The 17,189-nt window shown below is 53.1% G+C and carries 15 protein-coding genes; 8 read left to right on the top strand and 7 right to left on the bottom strand.

Going from position 1 to position 17,189, the window contains the following annotated elements:
- Positions 1-77 precede the first annotated feature (77 nt).
- Positions 78-1,604, bottom strand: coding sequence for a DUF2125 domain-containing protein (locus tag BLP79_RS14915; RefSeq protein WP_090220407.1), 1,527 nt, complete (start codon positions 1,602-1,604; stop codon positions 78-80).
- Positions 1,605-1,737: 133 nt separating this feature from the next.
- Here BLP79_RS14915 and BLP79_RS14920 point away from each other — a divergent pair, with 133 nt between their 5' ends.
- The 3 genes from BLP79_RS14920 to BLP79_RS14930 all read left to right on the top strand — a co-directional run bounded on the left by BLP79_RS14920 (position 1,738) and on the right by BLP79_RS14930 (position 4,351).
- Complete coding sequence (locus BLP79_RS14920) at positions 1,738-2,487, top strand: SDR family oxidoreductase (RefSeq protein WP_090220301.1); 750 nt, start codon at positions 1,738-1,740, stop codon at positions 2,485-2,487.
- Complete coding sequence (locus BLP79_RS14925; protein WP_090220302.1) at positions 2,484-3,095, top strand: enoyl-CoA hydratase/isomerase family protein; 612 nt, start codon at positions 2,484-2,486, stop codon at positions 3,093-3,095. The genes BLP79_RS14920 and BLP79_RS14925 overlap by 4 nt, the downstream gene beginning before the upstream one ends.
- Positions 3,096-3,163: 68 nt before the next feature.
- Positions 3,164-4,351 carry a TIGR03862 family flavoprotein gene (locus BLP79_RS14930; RefSeq protein ID WP_090220304.1) on the top strand — a complete coding sequence of 396 codons (1,188 nt, stop codon included), beginning with the start codon at positions 3,164-3,166 and terminating at the stop codon, positions 4,349-4,351.
- A gap of 6 nt (positions 4,352-4,357) precedes the next feature.
- Here the strand turns inward: BLP79_RS14930 and BLP79_RS14935 are convergent, their stop codons facing one another.
- The gene (locus tag BLP79_RS14935; protein ID WP_090220305.1) at positions 4,358-5,128 is read right to left on the bottom strand and encodes a FadR/GntR family transcriptional regulator; all 771 of its coding nucleotides are present in this window, start codon (positions 5,126-5,128) and stop codon (positions 4,358-4,360) included.
- A gap of 145 nt (positions 5,129-5,273) precedes the next feature.
- On the opposite strand from BLP79_RS14935, the gene BLP79_RS14940 reads away from it, so the two are divergent.
- From BLP79_RS14940 to BLP79_RS14950, 3 genes are all read left to right on the top strand, one after another.
- Positions 5,274-6,473 (top strand): aminotransferase-like domain-containing protein, encoded by a 1,200-nt coding sequence (locus BLP79_RS14940; RefSeq protein ID WP_090220307.1) that lies wholly within the window; start codon positions 5,274-5,276, stop codon positions 6,471-6,473.
- 265 nt (positions 6,474-6,738) lie between these two features.
- A complete protein-coding gene (locus BLP79_RS14945) occupies positions 6,739-10,194 on the top strand; it encodes a chromosome segregation SMC family protein (RefSeq protein ID WP_090220309.1) in 3,456 nt (1,151 codons plus the stop codon).
- 67 nt (positions 10,195-10,261) lie between these two features.
- Positions 10,262-10,606, top strand: coding sequence for a hypothetical protein (locus BLP79_RS14950; protein WP_232716579.1), 345 nt, complete (start codon positions 10,262-10,264; stop codon positions 10,604-10,606).
- A gap of 7 nt (positions 10,607-10,613) precedes the next feature.
- On the opposite strand, the gene BLP79_RS14955 is transcribed toward BLP79_RS14950, so the two are convergent.
- The 4 genes from BLP79_RS14955 to BLP79_RS14970 all read right to left on the bottom strand — a co-directional run bounded on the left by BLP79_RS14955 (position 10,614) and on the right by BLP79_RS14970 (position 14,768).
- Positions 10,614-11,783 (bottom strand): lytic murein transglycosylase, encoded by a 1,170-nt coding sequence (locus BLP79_RS14955; protein WP_090220312.1) that lies wholly within the window; start codon positions 11,781-11,783, stop codon positions 10,614-10,616.
- Positions 11,784-11,823: 40 nt separating this feature from the next.
- Positions 11,824-12,735: an adenosylcobinamide-phosphate synthase CbiB gene (cbiB, locus tag BLP79_RS14960; RefSeq protein WP_090220313.1), complete on the bottom strand. Its 912-nt coding sequence runs from the start codon at positions 12,733-12,735 to the stop codon at positions 11,824-11,826.
- Positions 12,732-13,694: a threonine-phosphate decarboxylase gene (locus tag BLP79_RS14965; protein ID WP_090220315.1), complete on the bottom strand. Its 963-nt coding sequence runs from the start codon at positions 13,692-13,694 to the stop codon at positions 12,732-12,734. Before BLP79_RS14965 ends, cbiB begins: the two co-directional genes overlap by 4 nt.
- 99 nt (positions 13,695-13,793) lie before the next feature.
- A complete protein-coding gene (locus BLP79_RS14970; protein WP_090220316.1) occupies positions 13,794-14,768 on the bottom strand; it encodes a glutathione S-transferase family protein in 975 nt (324 codons plus the stop codon).
- Between the two features lie 203 nt (positions 14,769-14,971).
- On the opposite strand from BLP79_RS14970, the gene BLP79_RS14975 reads away from it, so the two are divergent.
- Positions 14,972-15,325, top strand: a complete 354-nt coding sequence (locus BLP79_RS14975) for a hypothetical protein (protein WP_090220318.1) — start codon at positions 14,972-14,974, stop codon at positions 15,323-15,325.
- A 75-nt stretch (positions 15,326-15,400) separates the two neighbouring features.
- Here the strand turns inward: BLP79_RS14975 and BLP79_RS14980 are convergent, their stop codons facing one another.
- Positions 15,401-16,573: a MalY/PatB family protein gene (locus BLP79_RS14980; RefSeq protein WP_090220320.1), complete on the bottom strand. Its 1,173-nt coding sequence runs from the start codon at positions 16,571-16,573 to the stop codon at positions 15,401-15,403.
- 96 nt (positions 16,574-16,669) lie between these two features.
- On the opposite strand from BLP79_RS14980, the gene def reads away from it, so the two are divergent.
- Positions 16,670-17,188, top strand: coding sequence for a peptide deformylase (gene def / locus BLP79_RS14985; protein WP_090220409.1), 519 nt, complete (start codon positions 16,670-16,672; stop codon positions 17,186-17,188).
- Position 17,189 lies beyond the last annotated feature (1 nt).

The raw sequence follows: 17,189 nt of genomic DNA on the forward strand, positions 1-17,189 counted from the left end.
GCTGGTCCTGCAAGAGTTGAGTGGATAAAAAGGGGCCGTTGTTGCACGCCCCCTCCATGTGTCATGCGCATTTTGCTTTATTTTATGCGCTGGCCGTTGGCTTTGATCTGACCATTTTCGCTGATCTCAATTTCGGATTTTAGCGAATCTTCTCCGTCACCGGGCACAGCAAGCAAACCCATCATCAGACGTGCTCCTGTTGCATCGCTGTCGCTTAGAAGTCCCATTTGCACAAGACTGTCCAACAGGCCGTTTGCTCCATGTAATTGCAGATTTGCAGTACCAGATGGGGCCGGTAGACCATCAAACGTATCAAGGTCATCATTGTTAAAGGTGAAATCACCTGTACCAGTGAGCGTGGCACCCGCCGCTGACACCAAAAGCTCGTTCAGGGAGAGTGCATTGATTTCGCCGGGCTCAGCGTCACCTTCTTCCAGTGCGATGAGAGCTTCTGGATCGAAGATATCGGTGAGAACTTTGCCCTTTCCTGCAAGCTTCAGCACTAAAGAGGCTGGATCGCGGGGAAGGACATTGCCAGGATCAACCATGCTCCAGAACAAATCGGGTACATTGAAGTCACGCAATGTCAGGCCAAAGGCAAAGTCCTGCTCTTCCTCGGACTGCGCAAGCGGTACCAGCACGTTAAAGCCAAGCTCGGCTAGTGACAGGCTGATTGGGAACGGGATATCTGAGCTGGTGACACTGATATCCGCTTCGCTTTGTATAACATCGTAGCTGATGGACTGATTACTGACAGCAACATCGGCTTTGCCGCCATTGGATTGTCCGCTGAATTGAAAAGACTGCTCGCCATCGGTCATAGAGCCAGAGCCACTTGCGCTGCCCATAGAAGACGTGCCTTCAAAGGACAGTCCTGCGGCAAACAGGGCTTCAATATCAGTGCTATCTGTATCTGCTGGGACAGCGCTTGTGCCGGTAAATTTTAGATCGTTTACAGTGCCCGTAAAAGCTCCATTGGCATTTTCTTCGGGAATTTTGAACTGGATATCGTAGTTTAGCGCGGCGATAGAGTAGTCTTGGACGTAATTGCGTATTTCGTCCAACTTCATATTGGTGCGCGATTGCACATCGTCCATTGCAATTGAAAGTGACAGCCAGTCTTCGGGAAGTTCCACTCCGTCAACAACCAGAGAAGTTAGCTCTAGCAAAGCTTGCGAGGTGGCATAATCATAAACCATGTCATTTGGTTCGCCGGACACCAACATTGCGTTTGCATCCTGACGATACACGATTTCGCCCTCAGCAGATTCACTCTCATCATCGACAACAAATCCGATCAGAGATTCTTCGGTCATGTTGACTGTAACAGTACCGTCGCCGTTTTCGATAAAGGAAACCGCAGGGAGGGTAACGGTTAGCATCGCTTCAGTATCGGGCAATGACAGTTCAACTGAGATATCGCTGACAGTTAGCGTGTCTCCAGAAGTGGTCTCGGTTGCCGTCAGCTCATACCCGGCGCCTGTTATATAAGATTTCCAGTCGCCCCACACATCCTGAGCATTGATGTCCGCTGCGGCTATCTGGGCAGAAAGAACCAGTAGCGCTGCTGCACTGCAGCTGTGCTTTAAAAAGGGAGTGGACATAGAAATACCTTTCTTCATGATCGGGTGGATCAGATTTAGTAAAGCTGTTGAATGCTTCAAGGTGCCAAAGACTGGACCGTTCCCCATCATCAGTTTATCACATTTATCAAGCCGAAACTTGGAGATTTATCCCATGGATTTCAATAACAAATATGTTGCTATAACGGGCGCAAGCCGCGGTATAGGGGCTGCAGCTGCGCGGGTTTTTGCCGATGCGGGGGCACATGTGGCGCTTTTGGCGCGTGATGGTGATGCACTTTTGGCGCTGGCTGAAGAAATTGGTGAAAATGCGATCCCTTTGCCGTGTGATGTTGCTGATTATGCTTCGGTTCAGCGTGCTATAGATCATGTCTGTGAAGCTTGGGGCAATATTGATGTCTTGATCAATAATGCGGGCATGATTGAACCGATTTCACGCCTCGAAGATGTTGACCCTGCAGCTTGGACACGGCTGGTAGATGTCAATATTGGCGGCGTTTTCAACGGTATGCGTGCTGTCTTACCCGTGATGAAAAAGGCTGGCAACGGTACTGTCATCACGGTGTCATCTGGTGCAGCACATCGTCCTCTGGAAGGCTGGAGCGCCTATTGTACGTCAAAAGCCGGGGCTGCTATGCTCACAAGTGCTTTGGATCTGGAAGAGCGTGCAAACGGTTTGCGCGTTATGGGGCTTTCGCCGGGGACAGTTGCGACCCAAATGCAGCGCGAGATCAAAGCAAGTGGCATAAATCCGGTCAGCGCATTGGATTGGGATGATCATATTCCGGCTGATTGGCCTGCGCGAACGCTTTTGTGGATGTGTAGCCCGGATGCGGATGAATTCATTGGAGAGGAAATCTCCCTAAGAGAAGAAAGCATTCGTCGCCGTGTCGGCTTGATATGATCCACGTACAAAAAAGCGAAACTGATATCTGGACGGTGGTTTTGGATCGTCCAGAAAAAGCAAATGCATTAACAGCTGAGATGCTGGAAAGCATGATCAAGACAATGCATGAGGCTAAGGCGGCACGTGGATTGATTTTGACAGGTGCTGGCAAGGTGTTCAGCGCCGGTGCTGATCTTGATGCGGCGCATAACGGGCTTGCGATCTCGCCGCTTTGGGAAGAACTCTCATCTGCGGTGGCAGCACTACCGTGTTTGACGATTGCTGCGTTGAACGGTGCCATGGCTGGGGGGGCGAATGGTATGGCGCTGGCCTGTGATCTTCGGATCGCAGCGCATGAGGTGAAGATCTTTTATCCTGTTATGAAACTTGGATTTCTGCCCCAGCCGTCTGATGTCAAACGCCTCAAAGCGCTGATCGGACCTGCGCGTACAAAAATGATTTTGGCTGCAGGTCAGAAAATACCCGCGGCTGAGGCACTCAGCTGGGGGCTGGTGGATCGTATTGTACCGCCTGAACAGTTGATAGATACAGCCCATGATCTGTTGCATGACGCTTCACACGCGCGCCCAGAACTCGCCCATGAGATCTTACAGGTTTGTCGTTGATTGCATCTCTCGCAAAAGAGCGATCTCTGAGCTAGATGGGTCCAGGGCGAGTGTGACAGGAGAGATCAGTGGCAGAGAATTGGGATGTGATTGTGGTCGGGGCAGGTCCAGCGGGGCTGATGGCAGCTGATATCCTTAGTGCGTCTGGCCTGTCAGTGCTGGTTGCGGAAGCCAAGCCTTCTGTCGCACGAAAATTCTTGATGGCTGGAAAGTCTGGATTGAATTTGACCAAAGACGAACCGCTTGAGGCGTTCTTACCTCACTACGGTTCCGCGCGATCATGGTTGGATCCTATGCTGCAGGCCTTTGGTCCGGTAGAAGCGCAGGCTTGGGCCACGGGCTTAGGGCGGCAGGTGTTCAGCGGCTCCACTGGTCGTGTTTTCCCGACAGAAATGAAAGCGTCTCCTCTGTTGCGTGCTTGGCTCGCCCGATTAGAGGCACAAGGCGTGAGGGTCTCTACAAGGTGGCGTTGGACTGGATGGGAGGGCGAAGGGTTATTATTTCAGACCCCCGACGGGTTTCAAAAGAAAACAGCGCGCGCTACCATTCTTGCGCTGGGCGGTGCCAGTTGGGCGCGTTTGGGATCCGATGGTGTTTGGGCTGAAACATTGGCAACGGCCAATATCTCATTGGCTCCCTTCAAGCCTGCCAATGCCGGGCTGAGTATCACGTGGTCTGGTCATATACACCGTCATTTGGGTACCCCGTTAAAAGGGATCGCCCTTTGTGCAGGACATCTGACATCGCGTGGAGAGGCAGTTTTGTCGGAGCGAGGACTCGAGGGCGGAGGTATCTATAGTGTTTCGGCCGCAATACGTGACGGGGCTGCGCTGACGATAGATTTACTGCCAGATTTGACAGTAGATCAAATTGTGCAGCGTCTACAGCGTTCTCAAGGCAAAACGTCGTTTTCTAATCATATGCGAAAAACGCTTAAGCTGTCGCCCGCTGCCTTGGCTGTTTTGCAGGAGTTTGCGCGCCCCCTGCCGCAGGCCCCCTTTGATTTGGCCGTGCTTCTGAAATCTGTGACTGTGCTTCATGAAGGTCTGCGCCCCATGGATGAGGCAATCTCGACCGCAGGTGGTGTGCACGCAGCTGCGTTTGATAGCGGATTGATGTTGCGCGACCGCGCCGGCGTTTTCTGTGCGGGAGAGATGCTTGACTGGGAGGCGCCAACAGGGGGGTATTTGCTTACAGCGTGTCTCGCCACAGGGCGCTGGGCGGGTGTTGCAGCATTGCGCTATTTAAGTTGCTAGGCGGGACTAATTGCGCGCATCTTCTTGTTCTAGTCGTTGACGTGCAACATGGGCATTGCGTTCGCTGCGTTGATGATCTGCCAGGGCTTGTTTGACATAATCCAAATGGTGTTCAACCGCGGCACGGGCTTTAACGGCATCACGCGCCTGTATCGCCATGTTGATGTCGCGATGTTGGGCAATCAACGCATCGCGGCTGGTGTGGCGTTGGAACATAATGCGGCGATTATAGAAAACACCTTCCCGCAGTAGTTCAAGCATAGAGCGCATGACATGTAACATGACCACATTGTGGCTCGCATCCATAATTGCAGCATGGAACTGCGCGTCCAGTCGCGCTGCTTCATCTGAATGCGCAGGCCCTCCTGCTGCGACCATTTTGTCAAATATGGCCTGTATGACTTTTAGATCATCTTCTGAGCCAAGCCGTGCAGCGCGTTCGGCAGCCAGCCCTTCGATTTCACGACGAAAAGTCAGGTAGTCAAAGACTGCTTCATCGTGATTGGCGAAGAGATCGACGAGCGCAGGTGAAAATGCAGAGCCCAATGCATCTGCCACGTAGACACCGGACCCCGGTTTCGCGCTGAGTAATCCCCGGGCTTGCAGCTCTGCGATTGCGTCACGCAGGGAGGGGCGTGAAACACCGAGGCGTTCTGCCAAATCCCGTTCTGCTGGCAGGCGATCCCCTGGTGATAAGACACCGCGCAAGATCAGTTGCTCTATTTGGCGCACGACAGAGGTCGAGAGTTTTTCGGGTGTCACTTTTTGAAAGGGCATGGATTTTGGGTCTTCCAGAAATTGGTCAACCTATATGACCACGAGTAAGGGGTGGGCTCAAGTGCAGTAAAAATATATGTCAGCAATATTGACATATATTTCCATTCAAGTAAGTCTATCGAAGTATCAAGTGGAAAGATTTGACATGGAATTTGAAAGATTACTCGCATCTCGCCATCACTTTATGAAAGCTTCGGAAATTCGCGAGCTTTTGAAACTGTTGGATCAGCCAGAGGTGATTTCCTTTGCGGGGGGTATTCCGGATCCAGAATTCTTTCCAAGAGAGGCCTTTCAAAGAGCCTCGGCTGAGGTTCTGACACAGGCAGAGCCCTTGCAATATTCGATTAGCGAGGGCGATCTTGGTCTGCGCCAGCAGTTAAAGGCGCATATGGCGGATCTTGGCGTTCCTTGTGGTGTTGAAAATATTTTAATCACATCCGGGTCGCAGCAGGCGCTAGATTATATTGGCAAACTCTTCCTGTCGCCGGGGGATACGGCTTTGGTCGAATCTCCGACCTATCTGGGCGCGCTTGCTGCTTTTAATGCCTACGAGCCGCGTTACGATCGGTTGCAGGTCCAAGGGAACCAGTCACCTGAAGTGTCGACTGCAGCCGCACAAGCGGCAGGCAGCTGCGTAAAATTCGCCTATGTTGTTCCGGATTTTTCCAACCCAACGGGCGAAACGCTGGGATGTGGCGCACGTGAGGCGTTGTTGGATCGCGCAACAACGCTTGATTGTGCTGTGATTGAAGATGCTGCCTATCAGGCCTTGCGGTACGAAGGAGAGGCGATCCCCTCTATTCTGTCGTTAGAGCTGAAGCGTACTGGCGATATCAACAGGTGTCGAACGCTTTATTGTGGGTCTTTCTCCAAAACGCTTGCACCAGGTTTGCGTGTGGGATGGATTGTTGCTGCGAAACCGCTGATCGACCAGATGGTTCTGATCAAGCAGGCATCGGATCTTCATTCTCCAACGCTGAACCAAATGCTGGTTTCACATGTGTTGAGCGAGGGTTTCCCTGCGCATCTGGAGTATTTGCGGAAGAGTTACCGGGAGCGGCGAGATGTGATGTTGAATGCGCTGACGTCCTATATGCCTGATGGTGTGCATTGGAGCCAGCCAGAGGGCGGTATGTTTGTGTGGTTGACCTTGCCACCGCATATTGATGGCGCTGCGCTGTTAAAACGGGCGCTTGAGCAAGAAAAAATAGCTTTCGTACCGGGCCAAGCCTTTCATGCAGATGGCAGCGGCGCAAATACCGCCCGTTTGAGCTTTTCTTGTGGAAAGCCAGATAGCATTAGGGAAGGGGTGCAGCGCCTGGCGCGGGTGCTGACGGCTGTATAGCGTTTTGGCGAAACCTTGCTGGCTGGGTGCTATCCAGTGGATCAAAGTATGGGGTTCGCGCCCATTGCCATTGCAGGACTAAGGAAACAGCGTTACACGCGGTCAACCTGACATGATCGGTCTCATCCGGGTCTGAACGGCCTCTGTCATACCACTAGATGTAGCGGAATACAGCGTATTTGATGCTTAATACTGTGGTATTTTCATTGACAGCTTCTGTTGGACGGGGTGAAATCTGGCATTGCTGATAAAATGAGAGACCAAGTTGCGCTTTTCCAAACTTAAGCTGAACGGCTTCAAGAGTTTTGTGGACCCCACAGATCTTACTATTGCAGATGGTCTGACAGGTGTTGTTGGCCCCAATGGTTGTGGCAAATCCAATCTTTTGGAAGCATTGCGCTGGGTGATGGGCGAAACCCGCCCCAAGGCCATGCGCGGTGGCGGAATGGAAGATGTGATCTTTGCGGGGGCCAGTTCGCGGCCTGCGCGCAACTTTGCAGAAGTCTCTTTGACTATAGACAATCAGGATCGTCTGGCGCCAGCGGCGTTTAACGATCAGGATCAATTGGAAATCATTCGACGTATTACCCGTGATGTAGGTAGTGCGTTTAAGGCCAATGGCAAAGATACGCGCGCACGTGATGTGCAGATGCTATTTGCGGATGCCTCTACGGGGGCGCATTCGCCGTCTTTGGTACGCCAGGGTCAGATTGCTGAGCTGATCAATGCAAAGCCCAAAGCACGTCGTCGCATTCTGGAAGAAGCCGCAGGTATTTCAGGTCTCTATCAGCGTCGTCACGAGGCCGAACTGAAGCTTAAGAACACCGAGCAAAACCTATTGCGTGTCGATGACGTGATCGAGCAACTGGCAAGCCAGCTTTCACAATTGGGCCGTCAAGCCAAACAGGCGATGCGCTATCGTAGCATTGGTGAAAACCTCCGCATGGCGGAAGGCACGTTATTGTATCGTCGTTGGCTTGAGGCAGATCAGGCATGCGTCGCGGCACAAGCGGCGTTGACAACCCGGTCTACTCAGGCGGCTAAGGCTGAAGCTTTGGCACGATTAGCTGGTGAAAAGCGTGGTGAAGCAGAAAATGCATTGCCCCCCCTTCGGGAGGAAGAGGCGATTGCGGTTGCTGTGCTTCAACGCCTTTTTGCCCAGCGAGATACGTTAAGTGAGCAAGAAGCCCAAGCACGACAAACCATCGAGACGCTGAACAATCGCATTGGCCAACTGGGGCAGGATATTGACCGCGAAGGCGGTCTGAGCCGCGATGCCGGTGAAACGATTGAACGTCTGCAGTGGGAAGCACGTGAGCTGGATAAGGCTCGTGATGGTCAGGATGACCGCTTGCAGGAAGCCGAAGAAACAGCAGAAGCTGCCACAGAGGTTCTGAAAGAGCGCGAAGACAATCTGGCACAGGTGACAGAAGATGTGGCGCGTCTTGCCGCGCGTCACCAATCTGCGCGGCGGCTTGTTGAAGATTGCCAGCGTGCTTTGACACGTGCGGCTGACGAAGGGGCAAGCGCGCGCGATGCGGCAGAAGCTGCGCGTGAGGCTTTGGAAAGTGCACAAGACCGTCTGGAACAAGCCGGTGAGGCCGAAGAACTGGCGCGCGACGCTGTGGAAGCTGCTGAAGAACAATTGATGTCCTCCGAAGAAACGCGTGCGGGTTGTGAAACCCAAGAGGCAGATGCGCGCAAAGCACGCGGCGAGGCCGAAGGTGAACTTGGCGCGCTGCAGGCTGAAGTTACCGCTCTTGCTAAATTGGTGGAGCGCGACACGGTTGAAGGCGGTCAAATTATTGATGATCTGCAGGTGCAGTCAGGTTTTGAAAAGGCGCTAGGGGCAGCGGTGGCTGATGATTTGCGCGCGCCTTTGGCACAGGCCGACGGCCCAAGCGGTTGGTTGGATCTCCCCCAATACGATAATGCCCTGGCTTTGCCTGAAGGTGTTACGCCACTTGCAGCCTATGTGAAGGCTCCCGCGGCCTTGGCACGGCGTTTGTCGCAAATCGGGGTTGTGGATGCTGAGACAGCACAGGCGTTGCAGGTCGATCTGCTCCCGGGTCAGCGTCTTGTGACAGTGACTGGCGATCTTTGGCGTTGGGATGGGTTCCGGGCCTGGGCTGAGGATGCGCCAAGTGCTGCGGCGTTGCGGTTAGAACAAATGAACCGCCTTGCGCGTCTCAAACAGGACGCAGATGACTGTGCTACACGTACTGAAACTGTGCGACAAACCCACGAACAACAGCTCAGTCAGCTAGAGACGGCAAAACAGGCCGAACAAGCAGCGCGTCAGGCGCGCCGGACAGCAGACCAACGTGTGGCAGAGGCGGCGCGCGCGTTAAGCCGTGCAGAAGCAGACCGCAATGTGGCGCAGGGCAAGGTGGAAACTTTGGGCGTTGCAGTTGCGCGTCATGAGAGTGACGCAGCTGAGGCCCAGTCACGTTTGACCGAAGCGCAGGCGGGACAATCTCATCTTGGCGATCTGGATGCTGCACGCGCCACGGTTGAAGATATCAAGCACACCGTAGAAGCGGCGCGGATCACGATGCTGACACATCGATCTACTCATGATGAGCTGCGCCGCCAAGGAGCGGCCCGTTTGCGTCGCGCACAAGAGGTGACAAAAGAACTGTCTGGGTGGAAGCATCGTCAGGAAACGGCCGCTAAACGCGTCTCAGAACTGATCGCACGGCGTGAAACCGCCGAAGATGAATTGGAAGCGGCAATGGCGTTGCCCGCAGAGATCGCAGAAACACGTGAAGAGCTGGCAGAAACGATCACCGGAGCCGAACTGCGTAAGTCATCTGCTACCGAAGCTGTGGTTGCGGCTGAAGCTGTGCTACGTGATGCGGTTCAGGCAGAGCGCGACGCAGAACGCCTTGCATCTGACGCACGAGAGGAACGGGCGCGAACCGAGGCCTTGGCGGAAAGTGCAAAGGAAACACTCAACGCAGCTGCGGCCCGTATTCTGGAAGAGCAGCAAGTCACCCCGGAGGTGTTGTTAGAACAGCTCGATATCGCTGTCGATGATATGGAGAGCGCAGAAGTTCTTGAAGAACAAGTGGCTGTGTTGAAACGACAACGCGATAATTTAGGCGCGGTAAATCTGCGTGCGGAAGAAGACGCGCGTGAGGTTCAGGAAGAGCATGACCAGCTAGTCTCTGAGAAAAGCGATCTTGAAGAAGCGATTAAAACCTTGCGCGGAGGAATTGCAGGGCTCAACAAAGAAGGGCGAGAACGGCTTTTGACGGCCTTTGAACAGGTAAACAGCAGTTTCTCAATGCTGTTTCAACACCTGTTTGGTGGTGGGGAAGCAAAGCTGATGATGGTTGAAAGTGACGATCCTCTGGATGCAGGTCTGGAAATCATGTGTCAGCCGCCGGGCAAAAAACTATCAACGTTGTCGCTCTTGTCAGGGGGGGAGCAGACGTTGACAGCGCTTGCTTTGATCTTTGCTGTTTTCCTGTCAAATCCAGCGCCTATTTGTGTCTTGGACGAGGTCGACGCGCCGCTTGATGATGCCAATGTGACGCGGTTCTGCGATTTGCTGGATGAGATGACACGTCAGACAGACACCCGTTTTTTGATTATCACGCACCATGCAGTGACAATGTCGCGGATGGACCGTTTGTTTGGTGTCACGATGCAGGAGAAAGGTGTCAGCCAACTGGTATCGGTCGACCTGAAGAAAGCAGAAACCATGGTGGCCTGACGTGGTCACGGCAACGTGAAAGCCGTATCACCCCGTATTCAGTTATGATGGGAGCATGAGACTAGTCATGCTCCTTTTTTTCTATCTTTCTGCGGGCTTGCTTCATGCCGCAGATTGGCAATTGCGCCCAGGTGATCAGCCTTTCTCTCATGATGAGCTGCAAGCTCTCCCGGGTCAGTCTCTTTTGTTCTTTGATGACGGAGAATCATTTTACGGAGCAGGCGGCGCTTATGCCTACACCTATGGTGTTGAAAATGGGTCCGGCACCGCTTGGGGCACTTACCATATCGCGCAAGATGGCAGCATTTGCGTCGACTTTATCAACGGAACCATGCGATGTGATCTCTTGGTGCGATCTGCGGGGCGTGTCGTTGTGATTACGGAAACCGGGGACCGGTTTCCGGTGCGCTAAGCCCGTTTTATAATTTCTGCAACAAAGCAGGCGTTGGCCATGCATCCGCAGGCAGACCAAGACGTTTTTGTTCTTTTTGAACGGCGATGCGGGTCTTTGCACCTAAGATGCCATCGACTTTACCGACGTCATGTCCTTTTGATTGCAATGCCTTCTGCAATTGCTTCATCTGTGCCCCGCTAAGTCCCTGTTCAGGGTTGCCAGCCTGATAAACGGGATCACCCTCCAACCGATTGGCGAAATATGCAGCGGTCAAAACATAAGTGAAGCTTTGGTTCCATTCAAAGTAAACGTCAAAATTTGGATAAGCGATAAAGGCTGGGCCTTTATGTCCCTGCGGCAGGATCAGTGAGGCCTCGGTGTCGCGTGCCTCCCATGTGCCTGAGCGAGGCACAACACCCATGGCCTGCCAGTCATTTATCGATAATTTTTGGTTGGACCCCGTTTTTGAAAGATCCATGTTGGCGGGTACTGTGACCTCTTGCAGCCATGGTTCGCTGGCTTTCCATCCAAAACTCGAAAGCATCTTGGCGCCAGACATCAGCGCATCAGGGGCCGAGGTTTTCAAACGGACATGCCCGTCACCATCTGCATCGACACCGTTTTCCAGAATGTCGCCGGGCAGCATTTGCACCATGCCAATTTCACCGGCCCAGGCGCCAGTGGTCGTATTGGGATCAAAGTCACCATTCTTGTACAATTCTAGGGCCGCAAAAACCTGTGGGCGAAAAAGATCAGGGCGGCGGCAATCATGTGCGAGTGTGACCAGCGCATTCAGGGTGTTAAAATCGCCTTGGAAGCTGCCATAGTCTGTTTCAAAGGCCCAGAACGCAAGCAAAACGCCACGGTCAATACCGTATGTGCTTTCAATCCGGCGAAAGATTGCATCGTATTTTTGCGACATGGTCTGGCCGCGATTGATACGATTTTGCGAAATCAGATGGCGCGTGAAATCGATAAAGGGTTTTTGAAACACGCCCTGCGCGCGATCCGCTTTCAGAACCTTTGGGTCTTGGCGCACGTTTGCAAAGAAACGGCGGACCAGCGCGGGTTCATACCCTGCATTGACCGCTTCGTTTTTCATGGATTCGGTAAAACTGGAAAAATTTCCGCCACATTGCGCAAAAGCGGTGAGCGGTGCCAATGTCGTGGCAAATACAAGGGAAAGAAAACGCATAGATCCGATCCAAATCGAAATGAAGTCTGGTCCTTGTTATCTAGAACAGGAGGGCAAGCGCAACAGTTAGCACCAGAAAGCACCCCCATATCTTCCAAAGTGCCATCACACAGTGGTGAATGTCCTGTGCTGTTAAATCTTTGCGTCCGGCCTCATAGACCCAAGGGAAAGACCGCATCTCTCCGTCATAAGAACGAGGACCGGCCAGTGAAACGCTCAGAAGACGTGCCATTGCAGCTTCGGGCCAGCCAGCATTGGGCGAGCGGTGCTTGCGCGCGTCGCGGCAGATATTGCTCCATTCTTTTGGCTGAAGGGAGACAAGCGTGATACATGCGGATGTAAGGCGGGCAGGCACCCAATTGAGTACATCATCAAGACGTGCGGCAGCCCATCCAAACGCCTCATGTCGAGGAGTTCGGTAGCCGATCATACTGTCGGCTGTATTGATTATTTTGTAAGTGATTAGTCCCGGAAGGCCTGCAACCAGAAACCAAAATGCAGGCGCGATCACCCCGTCTGACAAGTTTTCGGCACCGCTTTCAATGGCAGAACGTGCAACTTGTGCCGTGGTCATATCTGCTGTGTCACGGCTCACGATCATGGACACGGCGTAGCGCCCACTTGCGAGGTCCTTTTGCAATCCCTCAGCGACAGCGTGAACATGATCACAAAGCGACCGTTGCGCCAAAAGTATTGCTGCGGTCAAAACAGTTACAACTGCACCCAAGGTTTGTAAGGCAAAGCCAATGAAAAGCCCTATGAAGAGTAGGGCGACAACGGTCGCTACCCCTTTGAGCCGTTGATGAGGGCCTTGATTTAAACGTGTGTCTAAGGCGTCGATCAGCCGCCCCATCAGTACAGCTGGGTGTGGTATGTGCGACCAAAGCCATTTCGGTTCACCTAATACCGCATCTAGGATCAAGGCAGGCACGAGGAGAATTGCGGTGATCACAGGGCAGCCTCTAGGCGGGACCAGTCATTTTGTGCAGGCAGGCCGAGACGCAGATACGTCTTGGAATAGGGGAAAACGCGGCTCCAGATATGTGCCTGTGCCAGACGATCTTGCCAGGACGTACTATCATCAACTTCATATAGCCGGAACAGATCGGTGCCGCCCACAAGAGCACCACCTTTTGAACAAATAAGTTGATCAAGCCGTTGCGCATCTTGCGCCAAACGGACACGCGTTGTTTCTGCCCATGCGAGATCCCTTAACGCGCGTTCTCCGATCCGAAGGGCTGGGCCTGAAACAGCCCACGGTCCCTGCCATTCCGCGAGGCGCATAATGAGGTCAGAGTCCCCAATTGCAAAGCCAAGACGAAGGCCGGCTAGCCCCCAGAACTTGCCAAAGCTTTTGAGTATGACCCGGCCTTTGATCGCGCTTTGTGCAATCAGGCTGTGTTCTGGGCAAACGTCGCAAAAGCTCTCGTCAATCACTGTGAGCGGCGCGGATGCATCTTGCGGTGCCCAAAGTCGCCCGTCGGGATTGTTTGGATGTACCAAAACACGCGCGGGACAGAGGCCTGTCTCTTTGACGTGCCAGCCGCGTGCCCGAAAGGCTGCAGCATGTTCGTTGTAGGTCGGTGGTGTGATCTCGACTTGCGCCGGTTCAGCAAGCGCCGGGATCGCGGCAATCAAAGCGGAAGCACCGGGGGCGGCTAAAATAGCAGCCTCATCTGGGACATTCCAAAATATACGGGCCGCTTGCAGCAGAGCTTCTTGTTCGGTGCGATCCGGCAGAGCGCTCCAATCTGAATGAGATATGCCCTGCACCGGGTAGGGCACTGGATTGATGCCAGTGGACAGATCAATCCATGTGTCTCGTTGACCGCCATAAGTTTTCATGGCGGCAGACAGATTGCCACCGTGATCCCGTTTGGCGCTTGGGTTAGGGGCAGTCTCGATGCTCATCTGGGGCTTTGCTATCTCTTGCTACGCCGCTTCATACGGCGATCCTATGCCATATGAAGCAGCAACAGCTATAAATCAAGCAATGCCGCAAAGAACGGATCAGCCGCGCAGGTGAGGGGCCTGCCAGTCAATATTGGGATTGATTGGAAGGATGCGGTGCGGATTGATGGTTTCGTGGCTATAGTGATAATGCCGCTCGATATGGGCAAAATTCACGGTCTCTTTGATGCCGGGCAGTTGATAAAGCTCTCGTGTATAAGCCCAGAGATGCGGAAAGTCGACCAGCCGGTTGCGGTTGCATTTGAAATGTAGATGATACACTGGATCAAAGCGGACAAGAGTCGTGAAAAGGCGCCAATCTGCCTCGGTGATGCGCGTGCCTAGCAAGTATCGGTGCTGTGATAGTAGATCTTCAAGCCAGTCCAGCGTTTCAAACAGCGGTTTGACAGCTGCATCATAGGCCTGTTGTGTGGTGGCAAAGCCCGATTTGTAAACGCCGTTGTTCACCGTATGGTAGATGCGGTCATTGATTGCTTCAATCGGCTCGCGCAAGCTTTCAGGCCAATAGTCTGTCGAATTGCCTGTTACGTCATTAAAGGCCGAATTGAACATGCGGATGATTTCAGAGCTTTCGTTGGAAACGATCGTGTTCTGCTCTTTGTCCCATAAAATAGGAACAGTGACCCGTCCGCTGTAGTTTGGGTCAGCACGCGTGTAGATCTGATGTACACGGCTGAAGCCAAACAGGTTGTCGCCCGTTGCGCCGTTCTCATCGGTGTCAAAGGTCCACCCTTCGGTCAGCATGTCAGGATGTACAACAGAGACAGTAATATGGGCTTGCAGTGCTTTCAGTTCACGAAAGATCAGAGTGCGGTGTGCCCAGGGGCACGCATGTGAGACATAAAGATGATAGCGTCCACTTTCGGCCTTAAAACCGCTTTTGCCGGAGGGTCCTAGGCTTCCGTCTGGAGTGATCCAGTTGCGGAATTGCGCCTCAGATCGTTTGAATGCACCACCTTGGGATTTCGTATCGTACCATTTGTCGTGCCATTGGCCGTCAATCAACAGTCCCATAAATTGCACTCCTATGTTGTTTAAGATACAATAGGGCTTGAATGTACCTGCGAAAACGGCGTCTTGCGCGCATCGTATCTGCAGCTATGCACAAGCGATTTTACAGGCGCTTTGGGATCAACCACATAAAATCTTCACTTGATTTTAAGGTGGTTTGGCCAAGAGTCAGATGTAGGAAGATGCTGACCAGAAAGGTCCAAATCATGACAACCTATATTCCCCAAGCTGTGCAGGATGCGCTTGATGAGGCCCGCATGAAACATATGCGTAAATCAAGCCGTATGCGTATCTATACAGACGGGGAGAGCTTTGCGGTCCTGCGCCTCTGGGAGACTGGGTTTTCAGTCGAAGCCGCGAACACACCTCAGCTGCGTGGGTTGGTCGACCTCTTTGATGGTGCGCGTTACGTATCGCAATGCCTGATCGTAGCCTCCGAAGAAGAGGCAGGTGAAATGCGCTATGAATTCAAACGGGCAACCCCAGCGACAGATGCTGCCCCCTTGGATTTTTATCGCGCGCCTGACGCCCCTGTTGGATTTATTGAAGGTCCAAGCTGATAGGTGGACGTCCGCCATCCGCGTGTAGTAGTGAACCGGGCGTTGCCCGGTTCTGTTGATTGAGCGAAGCGAGGCTTATTGCAAATCTGAGAAGGCTGTCTTCAGGCGTGTGCCAGCGTCTTCGACACGTGTGCGTTGCGTGGCCAGGTTAAAACGCAGAAAGCTCTCGCCGCCGGTGCCAAAGGTCGTGCCATGATTGGCCGCAATTTTTGCACCCTGTTCCACGCGTTGGATGAACTCTTCATGCGCCATACCGGTGCCGGAAAAATCAATCCAGGACAGGTAGGTCGACTGCAGTCGCATTGGGGTCAGCCCGGGAATCTCGCTGATGGCTTGTTCGAAAATCTTTGTGTTTTCTTCGATATAGGCAATTTGCGCATCAGCCCAGGCGGCACCTTCGGGAGAATAGGCGGCGGTGGTTGCAAATTGACCGATTGAACTCACCTCAATGGAAAGGGCAGACATTTTTGCGGCAAAGCGCGCACGTAACGCTGGATCTGGGATGATCACCTGGCCTGTATGGAGCCCAGCGATGTTGAATGTTTTTGATGGGGCTGTCAGCATCAACAAACGATCTGTGATGTCTGGAGCCGCGTTTTGCATTGCGATGTGGCGATGTCCTTTGAAGACCAGATCCTGATGGATTTCATCTGAAACCAGAAGCAGATTGTGGCGCTTTGCAAAATCGGCGACCCCACGCAGTTCATCTTGGGTCCAGACACGACCGCCTGGATTATGAGGAGAACAGAGAATGACCATCGTTTCTTTCCCGGTCATTTGCGCGTCATAGGCGTCAAAGTCCATTTCATACTGGCCTGATGTGTTCACCAGCGGGCATTCAACGACATCTCGCCCGGCTGCACGTACAACACGGGCAAAGGCGTGATAGACGGGCGTAAATAGGACGATGCCATCTCCAGGCTGGGTGTAGGTGTCAAGGCAAAGACCGATCGCGTTACACAATCCCGTGGTGCTAAAGATCGAATCTGTATCGATTGTCCAGTTGTGTCGGCTCTGCATCCACCATTGAACGGCCTCGCGATAAGGTCCTTCTGCGTCAGCATAGCCAAAGACTGCTTGATCTACGAGTTGTTGCAGCTTGTCACGGATCGGGCCTGCGACCTGAAAATCACTGTCTGCCACCCACATGGACAGCCCTTCATCGGGTGATACGCCATAAAGGCGTTCCATCTTGTCCCACTTGGTTGAATGGGTGTTGCGGCGGTCAATCAGCGTATCAAAATCCAAAGGGATGCTCCTTTTATCATTAGGGCGAAGCTATCGGCTTTGATCAGATCTGCAAGAGGCGTTGCGAGCAGGGGTACAATGTCTTACATGCAAATCATGATACGTCCGATTTTGATCCATCCTGATCCCCGCCTGAAAAAGGTCTGTGAACCTGTTGAGGACATCACAGACGCGTTGCGCACTTTGGCTGATGATATGTTGGCGACTATGTATGACGCACCTGGTGTCGGCCTTGCAGGCCCGCAGGTCGGCGTGTTGCAGCGGGTGATCGTGCTGGATTGCGTTAAGGAAGAAGGTGAGGTCTCGCGGCCGCTCGTGATGTTCAACCCGCGTATTGTGGCCGCCTCGGACGAGACGAACGTCTATGAAGAAGGGTGCTTGTCGATCCCGGATCAGTACGCAGAAGTCACCCGTCCTAAGGTTGTCGATGTGGAGTGGATGGACCGGGATGGGAATTTGCAGACCGAAACCTTTGATGATCTGTGGGCGACCTGCGTTCAGCATGAAATCGACCATCTCGAAGGAAAACTGTTCATTGATTATCTCAAGCCTCTTAAGCGCCAGATGATTACGCGCAAAATGCAAAAGCTAAAACGCGAGCGCGCGCGCGGTTGAA

The organism is Epibacterium ulvae, from assembly GCF_900102795.1.
Classification (GTDB): Bacteria; Pseudomonadota; Alphaproteobacteria; order Rhodobacterales; family Rhodobacteraceae; genus Epibacterium; species Epibacterium ulvae.